The following is a 25218-nucleotide window of genomic DNA, read 5'->3' as shown; positions in this document are numbered from 1 at the left end:
ATGGCATACGGTGTAAAGATTGCCAAGGGCGACGCGTACAAGCGCGCTGCCATCAAGCGCCGCCACATCCGCGTCCGCAAGCACGTCTCCGGCACGCCGGTACGTCCGCGCCTGGTCGTGACGCGCTCCAACCGCAACATCGTTGCGCAGGTCATCGACGACATCGCGGGCCACACGCTCGCGTCGGCGTCGACCCTGGACACCTCGATTCGTGGTGGCGAGGGCGACAAGAGCGCCCAGGCCAAGCAGGTCGGCGCGCTTGTCGCCGAGCGTGCGAAGGCTGCCGGCATCGAGACCGTCGTGTTCGACCGTGGTGGCAACAGGTACGCCGGGCGCATTGCCGCTCTGGCTGACGCCGCCCGCGAAGCCGGGCTGAAGTTCTAAGCCCCGGTTCCGGGACTAACGGACGTAACAGAGAGAGGTAAATCCAATGGCTGGACCCCAGCGCCGCGGAAGCGGTGCCGGTGGCGGCGAGCGGCGGGACCGGAAGGGTCGCGACGGTGGCGCTGCCGCCGAGAAGACCGCTTATGTTGAGCGCGTTGTCGCGATCAACCGCGTTGCCAAGGTTGTCAAGGGTGGTCGCCGCTTCAGCTTCACCGCGCTGGTCGTGGTGGGCGACGGTGACGGCACCGTAGGTGTCGGATACGGCAAGGCCAAGGAAGTTCCCGCGGCCATCGCCAAGGGCGTTGAAGAGGCCAAGAAGAACTTCTTCAAGGTTCCGCGTATCCAGGGCACCATCCCGCACCCGATCACGGGCGAGAAGGCCGCGGGCGTCGTCCTGCTCAAGCCTGCTTCCCCCGGTACCGGCGTTATCGCCGGTGGCCCGGTGCGTGCGGTGCTCGAGTGCGCCGGCGTTCACGACATCCTGTCGAAGTCGCTCGGCTCGTCCAACGCGATCAACATCGTGCACGCGACCGTGGCGGCCCTCAAGGGCCTGCAGCGTCCCGAGGAGATCGCGGCTCGCCGTGGTCTGCCCCTCGAGGACGTCGCCCCCGCGGCTCTGCTTCGTGCACGTGCGGGAGCGGGTGCGTAATGGCCCGTCTCAAGATCACGCAGACGAAGTCGTACATCGGTACTAAGCAGAACCACCGCGACACCCTGCGTTCGCTCGGGCTCAAGCGCCTGAACGACGTGGTTGTCAAGGAGGACCGTCCCGAGTTCCGCGGCATGGTGCACACCGTCCGCCACCTCGTCACGGTTGAGGAGGTCGACTGACATGGCGGAGAACAACCCGCTGAAGGTCCACAACCTCCGGCCCGCCCCGGGCGCCAAGACCGCCAAGACCCGTGTGGGTCGTGGTGAGGCGTCCAAGGGTAAGACCGCCGGTCGTGGCACCAAGGGCACCAAGGCCCGCTACCAGGTTCCGGAGCGCTTCGAGGGTGGGCAGATGCCCCTCCACATGCGGCTCCCGAAGCTCAAGGGCTTCAAGAACCCGTTCCGTACCGAGTACCAGGTCGTGAACCTGGACAAGCTGGCCACGCTCTACCCGCAGGGTGGCGAGGTCACTGTGGCCGATCTGGTCGACAAGGGTGCGGTTCGTAAGAACAGCCTCGTCAAGGTCCTTGGCCAGGGCGAGATCTCCGTGGCGCTGCAGGTGACGGTTGACGCCGTCTCCGGTTCCGCCAAGGAGAAGATTGCCGCTGCCGGCGGCACCGTCACCGAGCTCGTCTGAGACGAGTTCGATGGCTGAAAGCTGAAAACCGACCGGGGATGCCTCTCAAATGGGGCATCCCCGGTTGGTCGTTCCTAGGGGGGCACTTCCGCCGGTAAGGTGGCGTGCACTGTTGCTGTAAACAAAGGGGGTTCTGCCCCCGGCCGCGCGGTCTGTCCGACTAAGATCGTGCGGATTGCCTGTTACGTATTCGTCGATCCTCAATACCGTCACCTCTGACGCAGTAGCGCGGGGGTCGCAGGAGGCACCGTGCTCACCGCGTTCGCCCGGGCGTTCAAGACGCCCGACCTGCGCAAGAAGCTGCTCTTCACACTCGCCATCATCGTGCTGTACCGGCTGGGGTCCCATATTCCGGTCCCAGGCGTCAGCTACCAGAACGTACAGATCTGTGTGGACGCGGCCCAGAAGGGCAACAACAGCCTGTTCGGCCTGGTGAACATGTTCAGTGGCGGGGCGCTGCTGCAGATCACCATCTTTGCGCTGGGCATCATGCCGTACATCACGGCGAGCATCATCCTGCAGCTGCTGACCGTGGTCATTCCGCGGCTGGAGGCCCTCAAGAAGGAGGGTTCGGCCGGCACCGCGAAGATCACGCAGTACACGCGATACCTGACTGTCGCCCTCGCCGTGCTGCAGGGCACCGGCCTGGTGGCAACGGCCCGCAGTGGTGCGCTCTTCAGCGGCTGCACAGTCGCCGACCAGATCGTTCCGGACCGGTCGATCTACACGACCATTGTCATGGTCGTCACCATGACCGCGGGCACCGCGGCCGTCATGTGGCTCGGTGAGCTCATCACCGACCGCGGTATCGGCAACGGCATGTCGATCCTGATGTTCATCTCGATCGCCGCCGGCTTCCCGGGCGCCCTGTGGGCCATCAAGGAGAGCGGCAAGCTCGCCAAGGGCTGGATCGAGTTCAGCACGGTCATCCTGATCGGCTTTGTAATGGTCGCCCTGGTCGTCTTCGTCGAGCAGGCTCAGCGCCGTATCCCGGTGCAGTACGCGAAGCGCATGATCGGGCGGCGGTCGTACGGCGGTACGTCCACATACATCCCGCTCAAGGTGAACCAGGCGGGTGTGATTCCCGTCATCTTCGCCTCGTCGCTGCTCTACATCCCGGCGCTGGTCGCGCAGTTCAGCAGTGGCACTTCGGGCTGGAAGACATGGATTGAGCAGCACTTCGTCAAGGGTGACCACCCGTACTACATCGCCACGTACTTCCTGTTGATCGTGTTCTTCGCCTTCTTCTATGTGGCGATCTCGTTCAACCCCGAGGAAGTCGCGGACAACATGAAGAAGTATGGTGGCTTCATCCCGGGTATCCGGGCAGGTCGACCTACTGCCGAGTATCTGAGCTACGTGCTCAACAGGATCACTTGGCCGGGCTCGCTGTACCTGGGTCTGATTGCTCTTGTCCCGACGATGGCGTTGGCAGGCTTCGGCGGCGCGAACCAGAACTTCCCGTTCGGCGGGACGAGCATCCTCATCATCGTGGGTGTGGGTCTGGAGACCGTGAAGCAGATCGAGAGCCAGCTCCAGCAGCGCAATTACGAAGGGTTCCTCCGCTGATGCGAATCGTCCTCGTCGGACCGCCCGGTGCCGGCAAGGGAACGCAGGCTGCGTACCTTGCCAAGAACCTGTCGATCCCGCACATCTCCACGGGCGACCTCTTCCGCGCCAACATCAGCCAGGGCACGGAGCTCGGCGTACAGGCCAAGGCCTACATGGACGCTGGAGAGCTGGTGCCCGACGAGGTCACCATCGCGATGGCCAAGGACCGGATGGAACAGCCGGACGCCGCGAACGGCTTCCTGCTCGACGGCTTCCCGCGCAATGTCTCGCAGGCCGAAGCGCTCGACGCGATGCTGAAGGCCGAAGACATGACGCTGGACGCGGTGCTCGACCTGGAGGTCCCCGAGGACGAGGTCGTGAAGCGGATCGCGGGCCGCCGCATCTGCCGCAACGACTCGAGCCACGTCTTCCATGTGACGTACTCCCCGCCGAAGACCGAGGGTGTCTGTGACATCTGCGGCGGCGAGCTGTACCAGCGTGACGACGACTCCGAGGAGACGGTGCGCAGGCGGCTCGAGGTCTACCACACGCAGACCGAGCCGATCATCGACTACTACAAGGCCCAGGGCCTGGTGGTCACGATCTCCGCGCTGGGCAAGGTCAATGAGGTGACCCAGCGGGCGATGGACGCGCTCAAGAAGTCCCGCGAGGACTGAGCAGTACTCCGTAGTACCCCAGCAGTACCTTCAGTACGGCCGCGGTGTCCGATGGGCGCCGCGGCCGTACTGTTGAGCAGAGACACGTCAGAGGTGGAAGGCAAGGCAATGGTGCAGATCAAGACCCCGGAGCAGATCGCGAAGATGCGAGAGGCGGGGCTGGTCGTCGCCGCGATCCACGCGGCGACCCGCGAGGCGGCGGTGCCCGGCGCCACCACCAAGGATCTGGACGAGGTCGCCCGCAAGGTGATCGACGACCACGGTGCGAAGTCGAACTTCCTGGGGTACGGCGGGTTCCCCGCGACCATCTGCACGTCGGTGAACGAGGTTGTCGTGCACGGCATCCCGGACGAGAAGACCGTCCTCAAGGACGGCGACATCATCTCGGTCGACGCCGGCGCGATCATCGACGGCTGGCACGGGGACGCGGCCTTCACCGCGTTCGTGGGCACGGGGCACCCTCCGGAGCTGATCGAGCTCTCCCGGGTCACCGAGGAGTCGATGTGGGCCGGCATCGCCGCGATGAAGAACGGCAACCGGCTGGTGGACGTCTCGCGTGCGATCGAGACGTACATCCGCCGCCAGCCGAAGCCGGGTGGTGGCCGGTACGGGATCATCGAGGAGTACGGCGGCCACGGCATCGGCACCGAGATGCACATGGACCCGCACCTGCTGAACTACGTCACGCGCAAGCGCGGCAAGGGCCCGAAGCTGGTCCCGGGCTTCTGCCTGGCGATCGAGCCGATGGTCTCGCTCGGCACCCCGCACACCGAGGTCCTCCAGGACGACTGGACGGTCATCACGACGGATGGGACCTGGTCCTCGCACTGGGAGCACTCGGTGGCGCTGACGGAGGAGGGCCCGCTGGTCCTCACGTCTCCTGATGGCGGCAGGGCGAAGCTGGCGGAACTGGGCATCACCGCGGCCCCGGACCCGCTGGCCTGACCCCCTCGCCGCCGCTTAAGGATCTCCGTCGGTGGGCAGACTTGCCGGATTCGTCTTTTCGAGTGGCCTGTCGTAGACTGATGCGTCGGCTCTTGTGTACCCGTGTGTCTCCATGCGGCCGCGCGAGTCGATCAAGGTAGCCGATTCGAAGGGCGAAGCGTGGCCAAGAAGCAAGGTGCCATCGAAATTGAGGGCACCGTGATCGAGTCCCTCCCGAACGCGATGTTCAAGGTGGAACTCCAGAACGGTCACAAAGTCCTCGCGCACATCTCCGGCAAGATGCGGATGCACTACATCCGTATCCTCCCGGACGACCGGGTCGTCGTGGAGCTCTCTCCGTACGACCTGACGCGTGGCCGGATCGTCTACCGGTACAAGTAGATCTTGTCGTCACCCCATTCCGTGGGGTGCCGGCACTGACCCGGAGAACCTCACATCCCATGAAGGTCAAGCCGAGCGTCAAGAAGATCTGCGACAAGTGCAAGGTGATCCGCCGTCACGGCCGGGTCATGGTCATCTGCGACAACCTGCGCCACAAGCAGCGCCAGGGCTGACGCACGACCTTTTGCACTCGCAGTTCTTCGGGCGACGCACGTAAGTAAGTACATACGCAGATCCCGCCTGGCTTCGGCTGGCGATACCCCCGGTGGAGGCCGGGGACCTGGTCCGTACCACCCTCCTTTTTCACTAAGGGTCGGCGGCCACGGAATGGCTCTGCGGAAGACCTCCGAAATTAAACAGGAGCCATGAATGGCACGCCTTTCCGGCGTTGACCTCCCGCGCGAAAAGCGCGTCGAGATCGCCCTCACCTACGTCTTCGGCATCGGGCGTACCCGGTCCAAGGAAGCCCTTGCGGCCACCGGTGTCGACCCCAACACCCGCGTTCGTGATCTGCCCGAAGAGGACCTGGTCAAGCTCCGCGAGTACGTGGACGCCAACCTCAAGACCGAGGGTGACCTCCGTCGCGAGGTCCAGGCCGACATTCGCCGCAAGATCGAGATCGGCTGCTACCAGGGTCTGCGGCACCGCCGTGGCCTGCCGGTCCACGGTCAGCGCACCAGCACGAACGCTCGTACCCGCAAGGGCCCGCGTCGCGCCATCGCCGGTAAGAAGAAGCCGGGCAAGAAGTAGTCCTCAGCCGGACGCTCATCAGCGGTCTTCGCTGTAGGACCGACCACCTCCCGTAGGAGTAATAGATGCCCCCCAAGGGTCGTCAGGGCGCTGCCAAGAAGGTGCGCCGCAAGGAAAAGAAGAACGTCGCTCACGGGCACGCCCACATCAAGAGCACGTTCAACAACACGATCGTCTCGATCACGGACCCCTCGGGCAACGTGATCTCCTGGGCCTCCGCCGGCCACGTCGGCTTCAAGGGCTCGCGCAAGTCCACCCCCTTCGCCGCGCAGATGGCCGCCGAGTCGGCCGCCCGCCGCGCGCAGGAGCACGGCATGCGCAAGGTCGACGTCTTCGTCAAGGGTCCCGGCTCCGGCCGTGAGACCGCGATCCGCTCCCTCCAGGCCACGGGCCTCGAGGTCGGTTCGATCCAGGACGTCACCCCCACCCCGCACAACGGCTGCCGCCCCCCGAAGCGCAGGCGCGTCTGACCTCAGGTGCGTGACGCATCTGTGGTTTCGGGCGGTACGTTCCTTCCGGGGCGTGCCGCCCGTACCCTTGTTCCGTTGGCATCAAATAGTGGGTGCCAAGACTGGAGGCATTTCTCATGCTTATCGCTCAGCGTCCGTCGCTGACCGAAGAGGTCGTCGACGAGTACCGCTCCCGGTTCGTGATCGAGCCGCTGGAGCCGGGCTTCGGCTACACCCTCGGAAACTCCCTTCGCCGTACGCTCCTCTCCTCGATCCCCGGCGCTGCTGTCACCAGCATCCGGATCGACGGTGTCCTGCACGAGTTCACCACCGTGCCGGGCGTCAAGGAGGACGTCACCGACCTCATCCTGAACATCAAGCAGCTGGTCGTCTCCTCGGAGCACGACGAGCCGGTCGTGATGTACCTGCGCAAGCAGGGTCCCGGCCTGGTCACCGCTGCTGACATCGCCCCGCCGGCCGGCGTCGAGGTCCACAACCCGGACCTCGTTCTCGCGACGCTGAACGGCAAGGGCAAGCTGGAGATGGAGCTGACCGTCGAGCGCGGTCGCGGCTACGTCTCCGCCGTGCAGAACAAGCAGGTGGGCCAGGAGATCGGCCGTATCCCGGTCGACTCCATCTACTCGCCGGTGCTCAAGGTCACGTACAAGGTCGAGGCGACCCGTGTCGAGCAGCGCACCGACTTCGACAAGCTGATCGTCGATGTCGAGACCAAGCAGGCCATGCGTCCGCGCGACGCCATGGCTTCGGCCGGTAAGACCCTGGTCGAGCTGTTCGGTCTGGCGCGCGAGCTCAACATCGACGCCGAGGGCATCGACATGGGTCCGTCCCCGACGGACGCCGCGCTCGCTGCCGACCTGGCGCTGCCGATCGAGGAGCTCGAGCTCACCGTTCGTTCGTACAACTGCCTCAAGCGCGAGGGCATCCACTCCGTGGGTGAGCTCGTGGCGCGTTCCGAGGCCGACCTGCTCGACATCCGCAACTTCGGTGCGAAGTCGATCGACGAGGTCAAGGCGAAGCTGGCCGGCATGGGCCTGGCCCTGAAGGACAGCCCGCCCGGATTCGACCCGACCGCCGCCGCCGACGCCTTTGGCGCCGACGACGACGCGGACGCCGGTTTCGTCGAGACCGAGCAGTACTGATCGGGACCCGTCCGGCGGTTGAGTCCTCAATCGCCGGACGGGTTTGATCCACACACTTCCGGTGGGCGGCCGCCTGCCGGTAACTGACACCGGTACCTGGTACGGCCGGTGCAGATCACAAGGAGAAACACCATGCCGCGTCCCACCAAGGGAGCCCGTTTCGGCGGCAGCGCCGCGCACGAGCGTCTGCTTCTCGCGAACCTCGCGAAGTCGCTGTTCGAGCACGGCCGCATCACCACGACCGAGGCCAAGGCCCGCCGCCTGCGTCCGGTCGCCGAGCGCCTGATCACCAAGGCGAAGAAGGGCGACATCCACAACCGTCGCCTGGTGCTGCAGTCGATCACGGACAAGGGCGTCGTCCACACGCTCTTCACCGAGATCGCTCCGCGTTACGCCGAGCGCCCGGGCGGCTACACCCGTATCACCAAGATCGGCAACCGTCGTGGCGACAACGCCCCGATGGCTGTGATCGAGCTGGTCGAGGGTGAGATCGCGAAGAAGGCGACCGTTGCCGAGGCCGAGGCAGCTGCCAAGCGCGCGGTCAAGGAAGACGCCCTCAAGAAGGACGAGGTCGTCGAGGACGCCAAGCCCGAGGGCGACGCCGCTGCGGCGGACGAGTCCAAGGACGCCTGAGCGTTCTGAAGGCTGACGGACGGGCCCGTATCCCTTCGGGGGTGCGGGCCCGTTCCGCTTTGAGAGGATCTTTTCCGTGAGCGATGAGGTGGAGCCGGGGTACGTCCGGGTGCGGCTGGATCTGTCGTACGACGGCAAGGACTTCTCCGGGTGGGCCAAGCAGGCCGCTGGGCGGCGGACCGTCCAGGGGGAGATCGAGGACGCGCTGCGTACTGTGACGCGGTCCTCGCAGACGTACGAACTGACCGTCGCCGGGCGCACCGATGCCGGGGTGCACGCGCGCGGGCAGGTCGCGCACGTCGATCTGCCGGAGAGTGTCTGGGCCGAGCACCAGGACAAGCTGCTGCGGCGGCTGGCCGGGCGGCTCTCGCACGATGTGCGCGTCTGGAAGGTCGAGCAGGCGCCCGCCGGCTTCAACGCGCGCTTCTCGGCGATCTGGCGGCGGTACGCGTACCGGGTGACCGACAACCCCGGTGGCGTCGACCCGCTGCTGCGCGGTCATGTGCTGTGGCACGACTGGCCGTTGGACGTCGAGGCCATGAGCGCGGCCGCGGCCGGGCTGGTCGGGGAGCACGACTTCGCGGCGTACTGCAAGAAGCGCGAGGGCGCCACCACCATTCGTACGCTCCAGCAGCTCGCGTGGGAGCGGGACGAGGCGGGGATCATCACCGCGACCGTGAAGGCCGATGCCTTCTGCCACAACATGGTGCGCTCGCTGGTCGGCGCGCTGCTGTTCGTGGGAGACGGGCACCGGCCGGTGGAGTGGCCGGCCAAGGTGATGGCCGCGGGGGTGCGGGACTCGGCCGTCCATGTGGTGCGGCCGCACGGCCTCACGCTGGAGGAAGTCGGTTACCCCGCCGACGAGTTGCTGGCCGCCCGGAACCGGGAGGCCCGCAACAAGCGGTCGCTGCCGGGGTCACTGTCCGGCGGGAGCGGTGGCTGCTGCTGAGGCCTGGGCCTCGCCGCGGCGCACGATCTGACGGAACGTGAACTCCGCGAGGTCGTCGCCCGTCTGGAAGGCCTTGGTGTCGCCCTTGGTGACGGACTTGGCCTTGGTGTAGCCGGTGGCGGTGAAGTAGGCGTAGCGGCCGTAGGAGTTGGCGGTGAACCGGCAGACCGGGCCGCCCTTGCAGAAGGCCCCGACGCCGGCGCCGGGGAGCGGGGCGACATTGCCCTGCGCCTGCTGAGCGGCCTTCTTGGCCTCGGCCTCGGTGCCGAAGACCGCGACGCCGACGGTGACGGCGATGCCGTCCTTGCTGTACGTGGCGCGGAAGACCTGGTCGCAGCCGTTCTTCTCGAGGACCGAGCCGAGCGCGCCCTGGGTCGCGGAGGGGCAGGTGCCGGTGCGGGCGGTGGCGCCCTTGGCGTAGACCCGGTCGCCCATCGTCAGCTTCTTGCCCGGGAAGAGGATCTCCGCGCTCAGCGGCGCGGTGTCCTTCTTCTCGTCGGAGATGAAGTCCTTCGGGTTCGGTGGCGGCAGCGGCGCGACCGAGGAGAAGGACGGTTCGGGCTGCGTGGTGTCGCTGGGCAGGTCGGGGGCTGCGGGCAGCTCGCTCGCGTTCTCGTCCCCGGCCCGGTTGCCCCCGTCGCTGTTCGAGGAGACGATCCCGGTCGCCACGACGCCGGCTATCAGGGCGGTCGCGAGTGCGCCGCCGCCGACCAGCAGCCACCGCTTGCGGCGGGCGCGGGCGGCGGACGCGTCCGCCAGCGCGGCCCAGTCCGGGGTGTCCCTCTGCGCGCTCGAGCGCAGGCCGAAGGGGTCGGGTGAGCCCGGCCCGGAGGTGTAAGGGTCTTGCCCCCCGTACGGGTTCTGATTCTGTCCACCGGGGCCCCACTGAGGTCCCCCTTGCCCAAAGCTCATGCCGCGCATCCTAAACCTGTTGGGCGAGGGGGACGGCGGCGGCGAGAATCGGCGCATGGGACATCTCGAGGCGGCGCATCTGGAGTACTACCTACCGGACGGACGGGTGCTGCTCGGCGACGCCTCGTTCCGGGTGGGTGAGGGCGCGGTGGTCGCTCTGGTCGGCGCGAACGGTGCGGGCAAGACGACGCTGCTGCGGCTGATGGCGGGGGAGCTGCAGCCGCACGGCGGCACGGTGTCGGTCAGCGGCGGGCTCGGCGTGATGCGGCAGTTCGTCGGGTCGGTACGGGACGAGCGGACCGTACGGGATCTGCTGGTGTCGGTGGCGCAGCCGAGGATCCGCGAGGCCGCGCGGGCGGTGGACGCCGCGGAGCACCTGATCATGACGGTGGACGACGAGGCCGCGCAGATGAAGTACGCGCAGGCGCTGAGCGACTGGGCGGAGGTTCGGGGGTACGAGGCCGAGACCGTCTGGGACATGTGCACGATGGCCGCGCTGGGCGTCTCGTACGAGAAGGCGCAGTGGCGGCTCGTACGGACTCTGAGTGGCGGTGAGCAGAAGCGACTGGTGCTCGAGGCGCTGCTGCGGGGACCGGACGAAGTGCTGTTGCTGGACGAGCCGGACAACTATCTGGACGTGCCGGGCAAGCGGTGGCTGGAGGAGCGGCTGAGGGAGACCCGTAAGACGGTCCTCTTCGTCTCCCACGACCGGGAGCTGCTGTCGCGGGCGGCGGAGCGGATCGTGAGCGTGGAGCCGAGTCCCGCGGGGTCGGACGTGTGGGTGCACGGCGGTGGCTTCGGTACCTACCACGAGGCGCGCAAGGAGCGCTTCGCGCGTTTCGAGGAGCTGAAGCGGCGCTGGGACGAGGAGCATGCGCGGCTGAAGGCGCTGGTGCTGCGGCTGCGGCAGCAGGCGGCGATCAGCCCGGACATGGCGTCGCGGTACCGGGCGATGCAGACGCGCTTCAAGAAGTTCGAGGAGGCGGGGCCGCCGCCGGAGCCGCCGCGTGAGCAGGAGATCCGGATGCGGCTGCGGGGCGGCCGGACCGGGGTGCGGGCGCTGACGTGTGCCGGTCTTGAGCTGACCGGCCTGATGAAACCGTTCGACCTGGAGGTCTTCTACGGGGAGCGGGTCGCCGTGCTCGGCTCGAACGGGTCCGGGAAGTCGCACTTCCTGCGGCTGCTGGCGGGGGATGCGGTCTCCCACACGGGAGAGTGGAAGCTGGGGGCGCGGGTGGTGCCCGGGCACTTCGCGCAGACGCATGCCCATCCGGAGCTGCTGGGGCGGACGCTGGTCGACATCCTGTGGACGGAGCATGCGAAGGACCGGGGCGGCGCGATGAGCGTGCTGCGCCGGTACGAGCTGGAGCGCCAGGGCGACCAGCCCTTCGAGAAGCTGTCGGGCGGACAGCAGGCGCGGTTCCAGATCCTGTTGCTGGAGCTGGAGGGGACGACGGCGCTGCTGCTGGACGAGCCGACGGACAACCTGGACCTGGAGTCGGCTCAGGCGCTGCAGGAGGGGCTCGAGGCGTACGACGGGACGGTGCTGGCGGTGACGCACGACCGGTGGTTCGCGCGGGCGTTTGACCGGTATCTGGTGTTCGGGTCGGACGGGGTGGTGCGGGAGACGGGGGAGCCGGTGTGGGACGAACGGAGGGTGGATCGGGTGCGGTGACCTCGGGCCCGTCCGTTCCCGGGACGGGGCTCGGCCGTATCTGGAGCGCGTCGGTCAACGGCCGTTACAGTGGCGGCCGTTGACGGGTGGGGCAGGACCCGGGGGGCGGGCATGCAGGGTGACGGGGTCGCGGATGCGGTCGAAGTGGGGCGCGGCAGATTCGGGCCGTTCACGGTGCTGGCCGAGCTGGCCAGCGGTGGCATGGGGCGGATCTATCTCGCCCGATCGCCCGGCGGCCGTACGGTCGCCGTGAAGACGCTCCTCACCGACAGCGAGGACGACCGCCGGCGGTTCGCCCGTGAGGTGGTGCTGGCGCAGCGGGTCCGGGGCGTGTACACCGCGAGCGTCGTCGAGGCCGACGCGGGCGCGGCGGTGCCGTGGATGGCCACCGAGTACATCCCCGCGCCCTCGCTGCGGGACCTCGTCGAGGGCTGCGGGACTCTCGGCGCGAGTGCGCTCCACTGGGTGGCGGCCGGAATGGCCGAGGCCCTGGTCTCCATCCACGCGGCCGGCCTGGTGCACCGGGATGTGAAGCCGTCGAACGTACTGCTCCCGGTCGAAGGCCCGCGGGTGATCGACTTCGGCATCTCACAGGCCGGTGACGTGACCCGTACGCAGGTGGCACTGGGAACGGTCGCCTACGCCGCGCCCGAGCAGGCGCGGGGTGAGCCGACCACCGCAGCCTCGGACGTGTTCTCGCTGGGGGCGACCCTCTTCTGTCTGGCGACGGGCCGGGCGCCGTACCGCAACGGCGGCGCGGGCTCCGCGATGGAGCAGCTGGTGCGGGCGGCGACTGGCGATCTCGACGTCTCCGGGCTGCCCCCCGAGCTGGACGCGCTGATCCTGCCGTGCCTGTCCGTGGACCCGGCCGACCGCCCCGCCCCTGCCGAGATCCTGGCGTACTGCGGGTCCCGGCTCCGTGAGCGGCCGGACGCCCGCAGTGGCGAGGACTGGCTGAATCCGGCGTGGACCGAGGCCATCGAGCGGCACCGGGAGCGGCGGACCCGCGCGGTGGAGGACGCCCGGCGGCGGGTGCAGCCGGACGCGGTGACGGACGCGGTGCCGGCGCCTCGGCCGACCTCGCGGATGGCCACGGCGGGGCCGCCGGCGCCGGGTCCGGCCCGGGGCGGCCGGCTCTGGTGGGCTGCCGGCGCGGCGGTGCTCGCCGTAGGGCTCGCCGTGGTCCTGGTGGTGCGCCCGTGGGAGGGCGGCGGGACCGCAGCTACGAATGCCCCGGACAAACCCGTGCGCATCCTGGAGGTGGAGAGCGAGTCCGCCGGGACGTGCCCGACCGGTTCGCCGGACGGCCGGTCCTTCACTTCGGACGACCGCCAGACCTGCGTCGTCGTGTCGACGGCGCCCGGGATGACCGTCAACAGATTCAAGGAGGTTTCCGCCTTCGAGCACAAGGAGCCGGGGATGAGCGGCTGGGCCGTCAAGGTGACCTTCGAGGATGCCGACAAGGGGAAGTTCGCCGAGCTGACCGGGCAGGTCGCGGGCCGGCCCGGGCCGGAGGACCAGCTTGCGTTCGTCCAGGGCGACAATCGGCTGCTGGCAAGCCCGGCGATCATTGAGCGGCTGCCCGGCGGGAACGCGATCATCGCCGTGCGGCTCGGGGCCAACGAGGCCGAGTTTCTGGCCAAGGCGCTGGGCGCGCCCTGACCGGTACCCGTCACCGGTTTTGACCCGCCCGGGGGAGCGCGGGTATTCTTCTGGTTCGTTATGCGTATTGGCTTGCTCTATCTCACGTGAGGGGCCCTTACGCCGGTCCACCGGGCCGATGACCAGCGGCAGGCACTCGGGTTGCGTCCCCGTAGCGCCGCCAAGGCTGTCGTGATCGTCCGGGTGGCCCAGTCAGGACCCTTCCCCTAAGCCCTGGGGCTTGGGGAGGCCCCATCACTGAAGAAGCGAAGGCTACGACCGTGCGTACGTACAGCCCCAAGCCCGGCGATGTCACGCGCCAGTGGCACATCATCGACGCGCAGGACATTGTCCTGGGCCGTCTGGCGACTACGGCAGCGAACCTCCTCCGGGGCAAGCACAAGCCGATTTACGCCCCCCACATGGACATGGGCGACTTCGTCATCATCATCAACGCCGAGAAGGTTCACCTCTCCGGCAACAAGAAGACCCAGAAGATGGCGTACCGCCACTCCGGGTACCCGGGTGGTCTGCGCTCCGTCCGCTACGACGAGCTGCTTGCCAAGAGCCCGGAGAAGGCTGTGGAGAAGGCCATCAAGGGCATGATCCCCAAGAACACCCTGGGTCGTCAGATGCTCTCGAAGCTGAAGATCTACGCGGGCGCCGAGCACCCGCACGCTGCTCAGCAGCCGGTCCCGTTCGAGATCACCCAGGTCGCGCAGTAGTTCCGGCCACCCCCTAAGACGTACAGAAAGATCTGAGGAGAATCGTGGCCGAGACCACTGCAGAGACCCCCGTCGAGGGCACCGAGGCTGAAGAGACCTTCGCCGAGGTGACCACCTTCGAGTCGGAGGTTCCCGTCGAGGGCGAGTACACCAGCGAGTCGCTGGCGTCCCGCTTCGGCGACCCCCAGCCGGCTGCCGGCCTGGGCCGTCGCAAGAACGCCATCGCCCGCGTCCGGATCGTTCCGGGCACCGGCAAGTGGAAGATCAACGGTCGCACCCTTGAGGACTACTTCCCCAACAAGGTGCACCAGCAGGAAGTCAACGAGCCCTTCAAGGTGCTCGAGCTCGACAACCGCTACGACGTCATCGCCCGTATCTCGGGTGGCGGCGTCTCCGGCCAGGCCGGCGCCCTGCGCCTCGGCGTGGCCCGCGCCCTGAACGAGGCGGACGTGGACAACAACCGCGCCCCGCTGAAGAAGGCCGGCTTCCTCTCCCGCGACGACCGTGCGGTCGAGCGCAAGAAGGCCGGTCTCAAGAAGGCCCGCAAGGCCCCGCAGTACAGCAAGCGCTAAATCGCACGCTGGCCTGTACGGCTTTCGTTCGCCCCGGCGGCACTCCGTGCTGCCGGGGCGTTCGTTTATCGACAACCTCGGGCGTATAACGGGCTATGGCGCCCAGAGGCTTGCATTTTCGGAGCATTTTCGGAGGACAGCTGTGGGACGACTCTTCGGCACGGACGGCGTGCGCGGTGTCGCCAATGCGGATCTGACGGCGGAGCTCGCGCTCGGCCTGTCAGTCGCTGCGGCGCATGTGCTCGCCGAGGCGGGGACCTTTGAGGGACATCGGCCGACCGCCGTGGTCGGACGTGATCCGCGTGCGTCGGGAGAGTTTCTGGAGGCCGCCGTCGTGGCGGGTCTCGCAAGCGCGGGCGTGGACGTCCTGCGCGTCGGTGTGCTGCCCACCCCCGCGGTGGCGTACCTCACCGGTGCGCTGGGCGCCGACCTCGGCGTGATGCTCTCCGCGAGCCACAACGCCATGCCGGACAACGGCATCAAGTTCTTCGCGCGCGGCGGGCACAAGCTCGCCGACGAGCTCGAGGACCGTATCGAGACGGTGTACGAGCAGCACCGGACCGGTGCGCCGTGGGAGCGGCCGACCGGCGCCGGCGTCGGACGCGTGACGGACTACGACGAGGGCCTCGAGAAGTACGTCGCCCATCTCATCTCCGTACTGCCGAACCGGCTTGACGGGCTGAAGGTCGTCCTCGACGAGGCGCACGGCGCGGCCTCCCGAGTCTCGCCCGAGGCCTTCGCGCGGGCCGGGGCCGAGGTCGTCACCATCGGAGCCGACCCGGACGGGCTCAACATCAACGACGGCTGCGGGTCCACCCACTTGGGTCTGCTGAAGGCCGCAGTCGTCGAGCACGGCGCGGACTTGGGTATCGCGCACGACGGCGACGCCGACCGCTGCCTGGCCGTCGACGGTGCGGGCGAGGAAGTCGACGGGGACCAGATCCTGGCTGTGCTCGCCCTCGCGATGCGCGAGGCCGGGGCACTGCGCAAGGACACCGTCGTCGCCACCGTCATGTCCAACCTCGGCTTCAAACTGGCGATGGAGCGCGAGGGCGTACAGCTGGTGCAGACCGCGGTCGGCGACCGGTATGTGCTTGAGTCGATGAAGGCCGAGGGGTACGCGCTGGGCGGCGAGCAGTCCGGGCATGTCATCGTGCTCGACCACGCGACGACCGGCGACGGCACGCTCACCGGCCTGATGCTGGCGGCACGTGTCGCCGCTACGGGCCGCTCGCTGGCCGACCTGGCGGGGGTCATGGACCGGCTGCCGCAGGTGCTCATCAATGTGCCGGACGTGGACAAGTCGCGGGTCAACACCTCCGCGGAGCTGGCGGGCGCCGTCTCAGAGGCGGAGCGCGAACTGGGCGCCACCGGTCGCGTACTGCTGCGCCCGTCGGGTACGGAGCCGCTCGTACGGGTAATGGTGGAGGCCGCCGACATCGAGCAGGCCCGCTCGGTGGCCGGACGACTGGCTGATGCGGTGAAGTCCGCGCTCGGCTGACCTGATCACGCAAAGCGATACGCCGCCCGCCCCCTCCACGGGGCCCGGCGGCGTATCGCGTAGACCGCGTATCAGAGCAGCGACTTGGCCGCCGTACGCTCGCGCTGCTTCGCCCAGAAGAACTTCTGGGCGAGCAGCGTCAGCGTGCCCGCCAGCACGATGCCCAGCAGATTGAGCAGCAGTTGCCCCGTCGAGCCCCACGCCTGCTTGTACTCCTGGAAGCTGAAAGCCACCGCCGCGTTCGCCGCCGCCGGGACGGTGGTGACCGAGATCGCCACGCCCACCAGCGCACCCGACTTCGCCGAGGTCAGCGAGAGCATGCCGGCCGCGCCCGCCAGGACCGCGACCACGAACGAGAACCAGTCAGGGCGGTAGATGAAGTTGGTGTTGGGACGTTCCGCCGCCAGCATCTCCTGCTCGAAGAGGTCCACCCAGTCCATGAAGTAGCTGAAGACCACCGTCACGAGCATCGCCGCTGCGAAGCCCACGATCAGCGCCAGGAACGAGCGCCACGCCAGCCGCGGGGCGCGCTGCACCAGCGCCGTGCAGAAGCCCGCCAGCGGGCCGAACTCCGGGCCCACCGCCATCGCGCCCACGATCAGGATCGCGTTGTCGAGCACCACGCCGCACGCCGCGATCATCGTCGCCAGCGCCAGGAACGCGATGTAGGTGACCGAGAGCGTCGACTCCTCGTGCGTCGCGTCCGTCAGGTGCTCCCACAGGACCGCGTCAACGCCCTCGCCCGGAGCCTCTTCCTCCGCCTTGTCGGCACGCCCGGACAGCGACAGATCGATGTTCTCGACGGCGATCGAGCCGGACTCGTCGATGCCGAGCGCGCGCAGGCCGCCGATCAGTTCGTCGCCCGCTTCGCGCGCGACATCGCACATCACCAGGTCGCCCGGGGGATTGCGGGCGGCGCCGGGCACGACGGCGAGGTGCGTCGTGCCGACGGTCCTCTCGATCAGCCGGACCACTTCCGCGGTGCGGTCGGCCGGGGTGATCAGGCGAAGGTGCAGCACGCAGGCGGCTCCTCGGAGTTGGCGCCGGAGTTGCGTCGGAGCACGCGTCAGAGCTTGCGCAGGGACAGGCGCTGGACCTTGTGGTCCGGGCCCTTGCGCAGCACCAGCGTGGCACGGCCGCGCGTCGGAGCCACGTTCTCCAGCAGATTGGGTTTGTTGATGGTGCGCCACATCGTACGGGCGTAGTCCAGCGCCTCCTCCTCGGAGACCTGGGTGTACTTCCGGAAGTACGAGAACGGGTTCTGGAACGCCGTCTCGCGCAGCTTGCGGAAGCGGTTGAGGTACCAGGTCTCGATGTCCTCGGGGCGGGCGTCGACGTACACACTGAAGTCGAAGTAGTCGGCGAGGCCGACTCGCGTGCGGCCGTCCTTGCCGGGCAGGGCCGGCTGGAGGACGTTGAGGCCCTCGACGATCAGGATGTCGGGGCGGCGGACGGTGAGGCGCTCGCCCGGCACGATGTCGTAGATCAGGTGGGAGTAGACCGGGGCGGTGACCTCGTCCTTGCCCGCCTTGATGTCGGCGACGAAACGGGTCAGGGCGCGCCGGTCGTACGACTCGGGGAACCCCTTGCGCGACGTCAGGCCGCGGTCCTGGAGCTCCTTCATGGGCAGCAGGAAGCCGTCGGTGGTGACCAGCTCGACGCGCGGGTGCTCGGGCCAGCGGGCAAGCAGAGCCTGGAGCAGACGGGCGACGGTGGACTTGCCGACCGCGACCGAGCCGGCGACTCCTATGACGAAGGGGGTGCCGCGCTGCTCGCCGTGGCCATTGCCGGCTTCACCCAGGAAGGTGTTGAGCGCGCCGCGCAGACCAGCGGTGGCCTGTACGTACAGATTGAGCAGGCGGGACAGCGGGAGGTAGACGTCCCGCACCTCGTCCAGGTCGATGACATCGCCGAGACCGCGCAGCCGCTCGACCTCCTCGGCGGTGAGGGGGAGCGGAGTTTTCTCGCGCAGGGCGCTCCACTCCGCACGGGTCAGGTCGACGTACGGCGTCGACGCGTGCTCGGCCCGGCGGTGGGCGCTTCGTGGCGGCGAAGAGATCACACGGTCATTGTCGCGGTTTCATGGGCGCCGTGGCGGGTGGGATCGGTCACGCGCGGGGCGCGGGGCGCGGGGCGCAGACGACGAGGGTGGAATGTCAGTGGCGTACGTCACAGTTGTGGAAGGAGTGGGCGCCGACCCCGGCCCCCGCCGACCCCGAGGGGAATCCCATGACGTACGCGATCCAGGCGGAGGACCTGGCCAAACGGTTCAAGGAGACCCGGGCGCTGGCCGGAGTGGATCTGGCGGCCCGTACCGGCACGGTGCTCGGGCTGCTCGGGCCCAACGGGGCGGGGAAGACGACGGCGGTGCGGATCTTCGCCACACTGCTCCGGCCCGACAGCGGCAGAGCGTTCGTGGCCGGTCATGACGTTGTGAAGGAGGCCGGCGTGGTGCGCTCGCTCGTCGGCCTGACCGGGCAGTACGCCGCGGTGGACGAGAATCTGACCGGCACCGAGAATCTGCTGCTCATCGGGCGGCTGCTCGGCCTGCCGAGGTACGAGGCGAGGGCACGGGCCGCCGAGTTGCTGGACCGCTTTCAGCTGAGTGATGCGGCCGGGCGCGCGGTGAAGACTTTCTCGGGCGGGATGCGGCGGCGCCTCGACCTGGCGGCCAGCCTGGTCGGTCGGCCCAGGATCCTCTTCCTCGACGAGCCGACCACCGGTCTCGATCCGCACAGCCGAGGCGAGCTGTGGGACATGCTGCGCGGCCTGGTCGCCGACGGGGTGACGGCGCTGCTGACGACCCAGTATCTGAACGAGGCGGACCAGCTCGCCGACGACATCGTGGTGATCGACAAGGGCAGGGTCATCGCCGAAGGTACTCCCGACCAGTTGAAGTCCCAGGTGGGCGGACAGGTGCTGCAGGTAAGGCCGGTGCGAGCGGTGGACTTGGCAAGGGCACATCTGCTGGTGGCCGAGGCGGCGGGCCCGCAGACCCAGATCGAGGGCGAACTGATCACCGCTCCGGTGAAGGACCCGGAGTTGATGCCCGCGGTCGTCCGGCGGCTCGACCGTGAGGGAATCGCGGTGGGTGAACTGACGTTGCGGCGCTCCTCGCTGGACGAGGTGTTCCTGGCCCTGACCGGACACCGGGCGGAGCCCGAGCGACCCGACGACGCCGACGACGCAGGGCCGGACGAGAGCGAGCTGGAGAAGGCGGTGAGCTCGGCATGACCGCGACGACGATCACTGCCCCGCTGACCAAGTCGGGCCGGGTGCGGCCGCTGGCGGCGCTCCAGCAGACACTCACGATGGCCTGGCGGAGTCTGGTTGCGGTCAAGCACAACCCGCTGGAGCTGGTGGACTACAGCATCACGCCGATCATGTTCGTGTTCCTCTTCACCTATGTGCTCGGCGGGCAGATGGCCGGCTCGCCCCAGGAGTATCTGAAGTACGCGCTGCCCGGGATCATCGTCCAGAACACGCTGTTCATGACGATGTACACGGCGATGGCGCTCAACACCGACCTGACCAAGGGAGTCTTCGACCGGCTGCGCAGTCTGCCGATAGCCCGGTCCGCGCCGCTCGTCGGACGGATCACGGCGGACCTCGCCAAGCATGTGTGGGCGATGCTGCTGATGATCGGGCTGGGCCTGGCGCTGGGGTTCAGGATCACCGGCGGCCTCGACGGATTCCTGCTGGGCGGGCTGCTGTTGGTCGTCTTCGCGGCGGCGGTGTCGTGGAGCGCGGTGCTCATCGGGATGCTGGCGGGCGACGCGGAGAAGGTGCAGGCGTTCGCCTTCACACTGATCTTCCCGATCACCTTCACCAGCAGCGCGTTCGTCCGCGTCGACACGATGCCGGGCTGGCTCCAGGCGTGGAGCGACGTCAATCCGGTCACTCATCTGTCGGACGCGTACCGAGGCCTGCTGCTGGGCGGCGAGGTGGCCGAGCCGGTGCTCTGGTCGCTGCTGTGGGCCGCCGGGATAGCCGCGGTGTTCTACCCGCTGGCGATGCGGGCGTACCGGGCGAAGGCCTGACGGGGGTCGTAGGCTGCGGACATGTGCGGAATCGTGGGTTACGTCGGCGGACAGTCGGCGCTTGATGTGGTCGTCGCGGGCCTCAAACGGCTCGAGTACCGGGGCTACGACTCGGCCGGTGTGGCGGTACTCGCCGACGGCGGGCTGGCCGCGGCGAAGAAGGCGGGCAAGCTCGTCAACCTGGAGAAGGAGTTGGTGGACCGGCCGCTGCCGACCGGGTCCACCGGCATCGGGCACACCCGGTGGGCCACGCACGGCGGGCCGACCGACGCCAACGCCCATCCCCATCTGGACAACGCGGGGCGCGTCGCTGTCGTACACAACGGGATCATCGAGAACTTCGCGGCGCTGCGGGCCGAGTTGGAGACACGCGGGCACGAACTGGCGTCGGAGACCGACACCGAGGTCGTGGCGCATCTGCTCGCGGAGTCGTTCTCGTCGTGCGGGGACCTGGCCGAGTCGATGCGGCAGGTGTGCCGGCAGCTGCAGGGCGCCTTCACGCTGGTCGCCGTGCACGCGGACGAGCCGGATGTGGTGGTCGGTGCGCGGCGGAACTCCCCACTGGTGGTGGGCGTTGGGGAAGGTGAGGCCTTCCTCGCGTCGGACGTGGCCGCGTTCATCGCCCACACGCGGTCCGCGATCGAGCTGGGGCAGGATCAGGTGGTGGAGCTCCGCCGGGACGGCGTGACGGTCACCGACTTCGACGGTGCGCCCGCTCAGGTGCGGACGTACCACGTGGACTGGGATGCTTCCGCGGCCGAAAAGGGGGGCTATGACTACTTCATGCTCAAGGAGATCGCCGAGCAGCCCAAGGCTGTCGCCGATACGTTGCTCGGGCGGATCGACGCCGGCGGGTCGCTGACGCTCGACGAGATCCGGATCCCGGTGTCCGTGCTGCGGGAGGCCGACAAGGTTGTCATCGTGGCGTGCGGCACCGCCTTCCACGCCGGACTGATCGCCAAGTACGCCATCGAGCACTGGACCCGCATCCCGTGCGAGGTGGAGCTGGCGAGCGAGTTCCGCTACCGGGACCCGATCCTGGACCAGCGGACGCTGGTGATCGCGATCTCCCAGTCCGGCGAGACCATGGACACCCTGATGGCTCTGCGGCACGCGCGCGAGCAGGGCGCGAAGGTGCTGGCCATCTGCAACACGAACGGCTCGACGATTCCACGCGAGTCCGACGCCGTGCTGTACACGCACGCGGGTCCCGAGGTCGCGGTCGCGTCGACCAAGGCGTTTCTGACGCAGCTGGTGGCCTGTTATCTGGTGGCGCTGTATCTGGGGCAGGTGCGCGGGACCAAGTGGGGCGACGAAATCCAGGCCGTCATCCGGGACTTGGCGCAGATCTCGGGAGCGGTCGAGCGGGTCCTGGAGACGATGGAGCCGGTTCGGGAACTGGCGCGCTCGCTCGCCGGCAAGAACACGGTGCTGTTCCTGGGGCGGCATGTGGGCTATCCGGTGGCACTGGAGGGCGCGCTGAAGCTCAAGGAACTGGCATACATGCACGCGGAGGGCTTTGCGGCGGGCGAGCTCAAGCACGGGCCGATCGCGCTGATCGAGGAGGATCTGCCGGTGGTGGTCGTGGTGCCGTCACCGCGTGGGCGTTCGGTGCTGCACGACAAGATCGTCTCCAATATCCAGGAGATCAGGGCGCGCGGGGCGCGGACGATCGTGATCGCGGAGGAGGGGGACGACACAGTCGTGCCGTACGCGGATCACCTGATCCGCATCCCGGCCACGCCGACGCTGCTGCAACCGCTGGTGTCGACCGTGCCGTTGCAGGTCTTCGCGTGCGAGCTGGCGACGGCGCGCGGCAATGAGGTCGACCAGCCGCGGAACCTCGCGAAGTCTGTCACCGTCGAATGATCATCGGGGTGGGGATCGACGTCGCCGAGATCGACCGGTTCGCCGCGACGATGCGGCGCACGCCAAACATGGCCGGACGGCTGTTCCTGGAGCGGGAGTTGCTGCTGCCCAGCGGTGAGCAGCGGGGATACGCCTCGTTGGCGGCGCGGTTCGCCGCCAAGGAGGCGGTGGCCAAGGCCCTCGGCGCGCCCGGCGGGCTGTACTGGACCGACGCCGAGGTGTACGTCGAGGACAGCGGGCAGCCGCGGTTGCGGGTGCACGGGACGGTGGCGGCGCGGGCGGCCGAGCTCGGTGTGCGGTCCTGGCATGTGTCGCTCAGTCACGACGCGGGGGTGGCGTCGGCGGTGGTGATCGCGGAGGGTTGACCTTATGCGTACCGCTTACAGCGTGGAGACCGTACGGGCCGCCGAGGCCGAACTGATGGCGAGCCTGCCACAGGGCGCGCTCATGCAACGGGCCGCTGCCGGGCTGGCCGCGGCCTGTGCGGATCTGCTGGGCCGGGTGTACGGCGCGCGGGTGGTGCTGCTCGTCGGGAGCGGGGACAACGGCGGCGACACGCTGTACGCGGGGGCGCGGCTGGCGCGGCGGGGAGCCGGGGTGTCGGCGGTCCCGCTGGGGGCGCGCATCCATGAGGGCGGCCTCGCTGCCCTGCTCGGCGCGGGCGGTCGGGTCGCGGACGACCCCTTCGAGGTGCTGGCCGCGGCGGACCTGGTGCTGGACGGCATCACCGGGATCGGCGGGCACGGCGGGCTGCGTCCTGACGCATTGCCGGTGGCGCGGGCCGCGCGCGGGTCCAACGCGGTCGTCGTCGCGGTGGATCTGCCGAGCGGGGTGGAGGCGGACACCGGGGAGGTGCGGGGCGAGGCGCTGCGCGCGGATGCGACGGTGACCTTCGGTACGTACAAGCCGGGGCTGCTGATCGACCCGGCGAAGGAGTATGCGGGGACGGTGCGCCTCGTCGGCATCGGCCTGGAGCCGCATCTGCCGTCCGTGCCGGACCTCGAGGCGCTCCAACACGCGGATGTGGCTCGGCTGTTGCCGGTGCCGGCCGCGGAGAGCGACAAGTACCGGCGGGGTGTCGTGGGCGTCGTCGCCGGTTCCGCGCGCTACCCGGGCGCGGCGGTGCTCGCGGTCGCGGGCGCGCTGCGCGGCGGCGCGGGGGCTGTGCGGTACGTCGGGCCCGCGGCAGAAGCCGTGATCGCCCGGTTCCCGGAGGCCCTGGTCCACAGCGGCCCCCCGTCGAAGGCGGGCCGGGTGCAGGCGTGGGTCGTCGGCCCGGGGCTCGGCGACGGTCTGGATGTCGTACAGGAGGTACTGGACTCCGACGTACCGGTCCTGGTCGACGCGGACGGCCTGCGGCCGCTCGACGCGTCGGCGCTGCGGGACCGAGGCGCGCCCACGCTGTTGACCCCGCACGCGGGGGAGGCGGCCGCGCTGCTGGGCGTTCCGCGCGAGGAGGTGGAGTCCGCGCGGCTCGCGTCCGTGCGGGAACTGGCCTCGCGCTTTGGAGCGACGGTGCTGCTCAAAGGCTCGACGACACTGGTCGCTGACCCGGACGGTGGCCGTTCCCCGGTCCGGGTGAACCCCATGGGCACGCCCTGGCTGGCGACGGCCGGCAGCGGCGATGTCCTGTCGGGCCTGTCGGGGGCGCTGCTCTCGGCGGGCCTCGACGCGCGCGACGCGGGCTCGGCGGCGGCGTATCTGCACGGCCTGGCGGCCCGCCACGCGATCACGGAGGGCGCGCCGATCACGGCGTACGAGGTGGCGGGGGCGCTGCGGTCGGCGTGGCGCGACGTGCAGGAGACGGGCTGACGGTGCAGGAATGACGGGCGGGGCAGCCGCGACCTCGGCGAAACCGCCCTCCGTTCCCCGAAACCGTGATCAACCGCACAGGCGCAGACTTGTTGAACTCCGCACCGGTAGTACGACCGCTGTCGTACCCCTCTGAGACACTGGGCCCGATGAGCCAGACACTGCCCCTGAGAGCCCGCGCCGAGATCGACCTCGCGGCCCTGCGCGCCAATGTGCGTGCGCTGCGTGCCCGCGCTCCCCGTGCTGCCCTCATGGCCGTGGTGAAGTCGGACGCGTACGGGCACGGCATGGTGCCCTGCGCCAAGGCCGCGCTCGCGGCCGGGGCGACCTGGCTCGGGACCGCCACGCCGCATGAGGCCCTCGCCCTGCGCGAGGCCGGCATCCGGAGCAGGGTCATGTGCTGGCTGTGGACGCCCGGCGGGCCCTGGCGGGAAGGCATCGAGGCCGATCTCGACATGGCCGTGAGCGGCCTGTGGGCTCTCACGGAGGTCACCGCCGCCGCCCGCGAGGCCGGGCGGCCGGCGCGGATCCAGCTCAAGGCCGACACCGGGCTCGGGCGCAACGGCTGTCAGCCCGCCGACTGGCCCGAGCTCGTCGCCGCCGCACTCGCCGCCGAGGCCGAGGGCACCGTAGAGGTCACCGGGCTCTGGTCGCACTTCGCCTGCGCCGACGAGCCCGGGCACCCCTCCATCGCCGCCCAGATGGACGTGTTCCGCCAGATGGTGGCGTACGCCGAGAAGGCGGGCATCGAGCCCGAGGTCCGGCACATCGCGAACTCCCCGGCGACGCTGACCCTCCCGGAGACGCACTTCGATCTCGTACGGACGGGCATCGCGATGTACGGCGTCTCGCCCAGCCCCGAGCTCGGCACGCCCGCGGACTTCGGGCTGCGGCCGGTGATGACGCTCGTCGCCTCCGTGGCGCTGGTCAAGCAGGTCCCGGCGGGCCACGGCGTCAGCTATGGCCATCACTACGTCACCACGGACGAGACGACGCTCGGCCTCATCCCCCTCGGCTACGCGGACGGCATCCCGCGCCATGCCTCCGGCCGTGGGCCGGTCCTGGTCGGCGGCGAGTGGCGACGGGTGGCCGGCCGGGTAGCCATGGACCAGTTCGTAGTCGATCTTGGCGGGCAGAAGATCCCGGAAGGCACCGAAGCGCTGCTGTTCGGACCGGGCGACCGGGGCGAGCCGAGCGCCGAGGACTGGGCGCAGGCGGCGGACACCATCGCGTACGAGATCGTCACCCGCATCGGAACGAGAGTTCCGCGCGTCTTCCTGAACGAGGACCCCGACGAGTAGGAG

28 protein-coding genes are annotated in these 25218 nt (G+C 69.0%); 25 read left to right on the top strand and 3 right to left on the bottom strand.

All coding sequences use genetic code 11. The features are described from left to right. The 14 genes from rplR (at nucleotide 1) to truA (ending at nucleotide 9167) form a co-directional block, all read left to right on the top strand. Nucleotides 1-384, top strand: a complete 384-nt coding sequence (gene rplR, locus ACZ3H8_RS09720) for a 50S ribosomal protein L18 (protein ID WP_389181113.1) — start codon at nucleotides 1-3, stop codon at nucleotides 382-384. Nucleotides 385-430: 46 nt separating this feature from the next. Beyond that, nucleotides 431-1033, top strand: a complete 603-nt coding sequence (rpsE, locus tag ACZ3H8_RS09715) for a 30S ribosomal protein S5 (protein WP_160506669.1) — start codon at nucleotides 431-433, stop codon at nucleotides 1031-1033. After that, nucleotides 1033-1215, top strand: a complete 183-nt coding sequence (gene rpmD, locus ACZ3H8_RS09710; RefSeq protein ID WP_307661673.1) for a 50S ribosomal protein L30 — start codon at nucleotides 1033-1035, stop codon at nucleotides 1213-1215. Before rpsE ends, rpmD begins: the two co-directional genes overlap by 1 nt. Nucleotide 1216: 1 nt before the next feature. After that, entirely contained in the window at nucleotides 1217-1672 is a 456-nt protein-coding gene (gene rplO, locus ACZ3H8_RS09705) for a 50S ribosomal protein L15 (RefSeq protein ID WP_467399532.1), read from the top strand. A 249-nt stretch (nucleotides 1673-1921) separates the two neighbouring features. Continuing rightward, a complete protein-coding gene (gene secY / locus ACZ3H8_RS09700; protein ID WP_307661672.1) occupies nucleotides 1922-3241 on the top strand; it encodes a preprotein translocase subunit SecY in 1320 nt (439 codons plus the stop codon). Beyond that, nucleotides 3241-3900: an adenylate kinase gene (locus ACZ3H8_RS09695; protein WP_467399530.1), complete on the top strand. Its 660-nt coding sequence runs from the start codon at nucleotides 3241-3243 to the stop codon at nucleotides 3898-3900. The genes secY and ACZ3H8_RS09695 overlap by 1 nt, the downstream gene beginning before the upstream one ends. Nucleotides 3901-4008: 108 nt before the next feature. After that, complete coding sequence (gene map / locus ACZ3H8_RS09690; RefSeq protein WP_467399527.1) at nucleotides 4009-4845, top strand: type I methionyl aminopeptidase; 837 nt, start codon at nucleotides 4009-4011, stop codon at nucleotides 4843-4845. A 159-nt stretch (nucleotides 4846-5004) separates the two neighbouring features. Then, nucleotides 5005-5226, top strand: a complete 222-nt coding sequence (infA, locus tag ACZ3H8_RS09685) for a translation initiation factor IF-1 (protein ID WP_003956442.1) — start codon at nucleotides 5005-5007, stop codon at nucleotides 5224-5226. Between the two features lie 59 nt (nucleotides 5227-5285). Then, nucleotides 5286-5399, top strand: a complete 114-nt coding sequence (gene rpmJ, locus ACZ3H8_RS09680) for a 50S ribosomal protein L36 (RefSeq protein ID WP_003956441.1) — start codon at nucleotides 5286-5288, stop codon at nucleotides 5397-5399. A 196-nt stretch (nucleotides 5400-5595) separates the two neighbouring features. Next, nucleotides 5596-5976, top strand: coding sequence for a 30S ribosomal protein S13 (gene rpsM / locus ACZ3H8_RS09675; RefSeq protein WP_307661669.1), 381 nt, complete (start codon nucleotides 5596-5598; stop codon nucleotides 5974-5976). A gap of 65 nt (nucleotides 5977-6041) precedes the next feature. Beyond that, nucleotides 6042-6446 (top strand): 30S ribosomal protein S11, encoded by a 405-nt coding sequence (gene rpsK, locus ACZ3H8_RS09670; RefSeq protein ID WP_003956432.1) that lies wholly within the window; start codon nucleotides 6042-6044, stop codon nucleotides 6444-6446. A gap of 116 nt (nucleotides 6447-6562) precedes the next feature. Beyond that, the gene (locus ACZ3H8_RS09665) at nucleotides 6563-7585 is read left to right on the top strand and encodes a DNA-directed RNA polymerase subunit alpha (RefSeq protein ID WP_003956430.1); all 1023 of its coding nucleotides are present in this window, start codon (nucleotides 6563-6565) and stop codon (nucleotides 7583-7585) included. A gap of 132 nt (nucleotides 7586-7717) precedes the next feature. Further along, nucleotides 7718-8218 (top strand): 50S ribosomal protein L17, encoded by a 501-nt coding sequence (gene rplQ, locus ACZ3H8_RS09660; RefSeq protein WP_307661668.1) that lies wholly within the window; start codon nucleotides 7718-7720, stop codon nucleotides 8216-8218. Between the two features lie 76 nt (nucleotides 8219-8294). Continuing rightward, nucleotides 8295-9167 carry a tRNA pseudouridine(38-40) synthase TruA gene (gene truA / locus ACZ3H8_RS09655; protein WP_467399523.1) on the top strand — a complete coding sequence of 291 codons (873 nt, stop codon included), beginning with the start codon at nucleotides 8295-8297 and terminating at the stop codon, nucleotides 9165-9167. Here the strand turns inward: truA and ACZ3H8_RS09650 are convergent. Beyond that, on the bottom strand, nucleotides 9135-10079 hold the full coding sequence (locus tag ACZ3H8_RS09650) for a hypothetical protein (RefSeq protein ID WP_467399521.1): 945 nt from the start codon (nucleotides 10077-10079) through the stop codon (nucleotides 9135-9137). The genes truA and ACZ3H8_RS09650 overlap by 33 nt on opposite strands. Before the next feature lie 55 nt (nucleotides 10080-10134). Here ACZ3H8_RS09650 and ACZ3H8_RS09645 point away from each other — a divergent pair, with 55 nt between their 5' ends. The 5 genes from ACZ3H8_RS09645 (at nucleotide 10135) to glmM (ending at nucleotide 16193) form a co-directional block, all read left to right on the top strand. Then, nucleotides 10135-11754: an ABC-F family ATP-binding cassette domain-containing protein gene (locus tag ACZ3H8_RS09645; protein ID WP_467399519.1), complete on the top strand. Its 1620-nt coding sequence runs from the start codon at nucleotides 10135-10137 to the stop codon at nucleotides 11752-11754. A 111-nt stretch (nucleotides 11755-11865) separates the two neighbouring features. After that, a complete protein-coding gene (locus ACZ3H8_RS09640; RefSeq protein WP_467399516.1) occupies nucleotides 11866-13416 on the top strand; it encodes a serine/threonine-protein kinase in 1551 nt (516 codons plus the stop codon). Nucleotides 13417-13676: 260 nt separating this feature from the next. Next, nucleotides 13677-14120, top strand: a complete 444-nt coding sequence (gene rplM, locus ACZ3H8_RS09635) for a 50S ribosomal protein L13 (RefSeq protein ID WP_307661663.1) — start codon at nucleotides 13677-13679, stop codon at nucleotides 14118-14120. Between the two features lie 44 nt (nucleotides 14121-14164). Continuing rightward, the gene (rpsI, locus tag ACZ3H8_RS09630; protein WP_327325497.1) at nucleotides 14165-14692 is read left to right on the top strand and encodes a 30S ribosomal protein S9; all 528 of its coding nucleotides are present in this window, start codon (nucleotides 14165-14167) and stop codon (nucleotides 14690-14692) included. Between the two features lie 142 nt (nucleotides 14693-14834). After that, nucleotides 14835-16193 (top strand): phosphoglucosamine mutase, encoded by a 1359-nt coding sequence (gene glmM, locus ACZ3H8_RS09625; protein ID WP_467399512.1) that lies wholly within the window; start codon nucleotides 14835-14837, stop codon nucleotides 16191-16193. A gap of 71 nt (nucleotides 16194-16264) precedes the next feature. Here the strand turns inward: glmM and ACZ3H8_RS09620 are convergent, their stop codons facing one another. Both ACZ3H8_RS09620 and coaA read right to left on the bottom strand, forming a co-directional pair. Then, nucleotides 16265-17212, bottom strand: a complete 948-nt coding sequence (locus tag ACZ3H8_RS09620; RefSeq protein WP_467399510.1) for a DUF389 domain-containing protein — start codon at nucleotides 17210-17212, stop codon at nucleotides 16265-16267. Nucleotides 17213-17259: 47 nt separating this feature from the next. Beyond that, complete coding sequence (gene coaA / locus ACZ3H8_RS09615) at nucleotides 17260-18255, bottom strand: type I pantothenate kinase (RefSeq protein ID WP_398991205.1); 996 nt, start codon at nucleotides 18253-18255, stop codon at nucleotides 17260-17262. Nucleotides 18256-18422: 167 nt separating this feature from the next. Here coaA and ACZ3H8_RS09610 point away from each other — a divergent pair, with 167 nt between their 5' ends. The 6 genes from ACZ3H8_RS09610 (at nucleotide 18423) to alr (ending at nucleotide 25215) form a co-directional block, all read left to right on the top strand. After that, nucleotides 18423-19427, top strand: a complete 1005-nt coding sequence (locus ACZ3H8_RS09610; protein WP_467399506.1) for an ATP-binding cassette domain-containing protein — start codon at nucleotides 18423-18425, stop codon at nucleotides 19425-19427. Beyond that, a complete protein-coding gene (locus ACZ3H8_RS09605) occupies nucleotides 19424-20233 on the top strand; it encodes an ABC transporter permease (protein WP_467399504.1) in 810 nt (269 codons plus the stop codon). Before ACZ3H8_RS09610 ends, ACZ3H8_RS09605 begins: the two co-directional genes overlap by 4 nt. Before the next feature lie 21 nt (nucleotides 20234-20254). Continuing rightward, a complete protein-coding gene (gene glmS, locus ACZ3H8_RS09600; protein WP_467399501.1) occupies nucleotides 20255-22102 on the top strand; it encodes a glutamine--fructose-6-phosphate transaminase (isomerizing) in 1848 nt (615 codons plus the stop codon). Then, nucleotides 22099-22467, top strand: a complete 369-nt coding sequence (locus tag ACZ3H8_RS09595) for a holo-ACP synthase (RefSeq protein ID WP_307661658.1) — start codon at nucleotides 22099-22101, stop codon at nucleotides 22465-22467. The genes glmS and ACZ3H8_RS09595 overlap by 4 nt, the downstream gene beginning before the upstream one ends. A gap of 4 nt (nucleotides 22468-22471) precedes the next feature. Further along, on the top strand, nucleotides 22472-23914 hold the full coding sequence (locus ACZ3H8_RS09590; RefSeq protein ID WP_467399498.1) for an NAD(P)H-hydrate dehydratase: 1443 nt from the start codon (nucleotides 22472-22474) through the stop codon (nucleotides 23912-23914). 149 nt (nucleotides 23915-24063) lie between these two features. Further along, complete coding sequence (alr, locus tag ACZ3H8_RS09585; protein WP_467399496.1) at nucleotides 24064-25215, top strand: alanine racemase; 1152 nt, start codon at nucleotides 24064-24066, stop codon at nucleotides 25213-25215. Nucleotides 25216-25218: the final 3 nt, after the last annotated feature.

The organism is Streptomyces sp. NPDC002868 (genome assembly GCF_055563295.1).
This window is presented reverse-complemented; position numbering and strand designations above follow the sequence as displayed.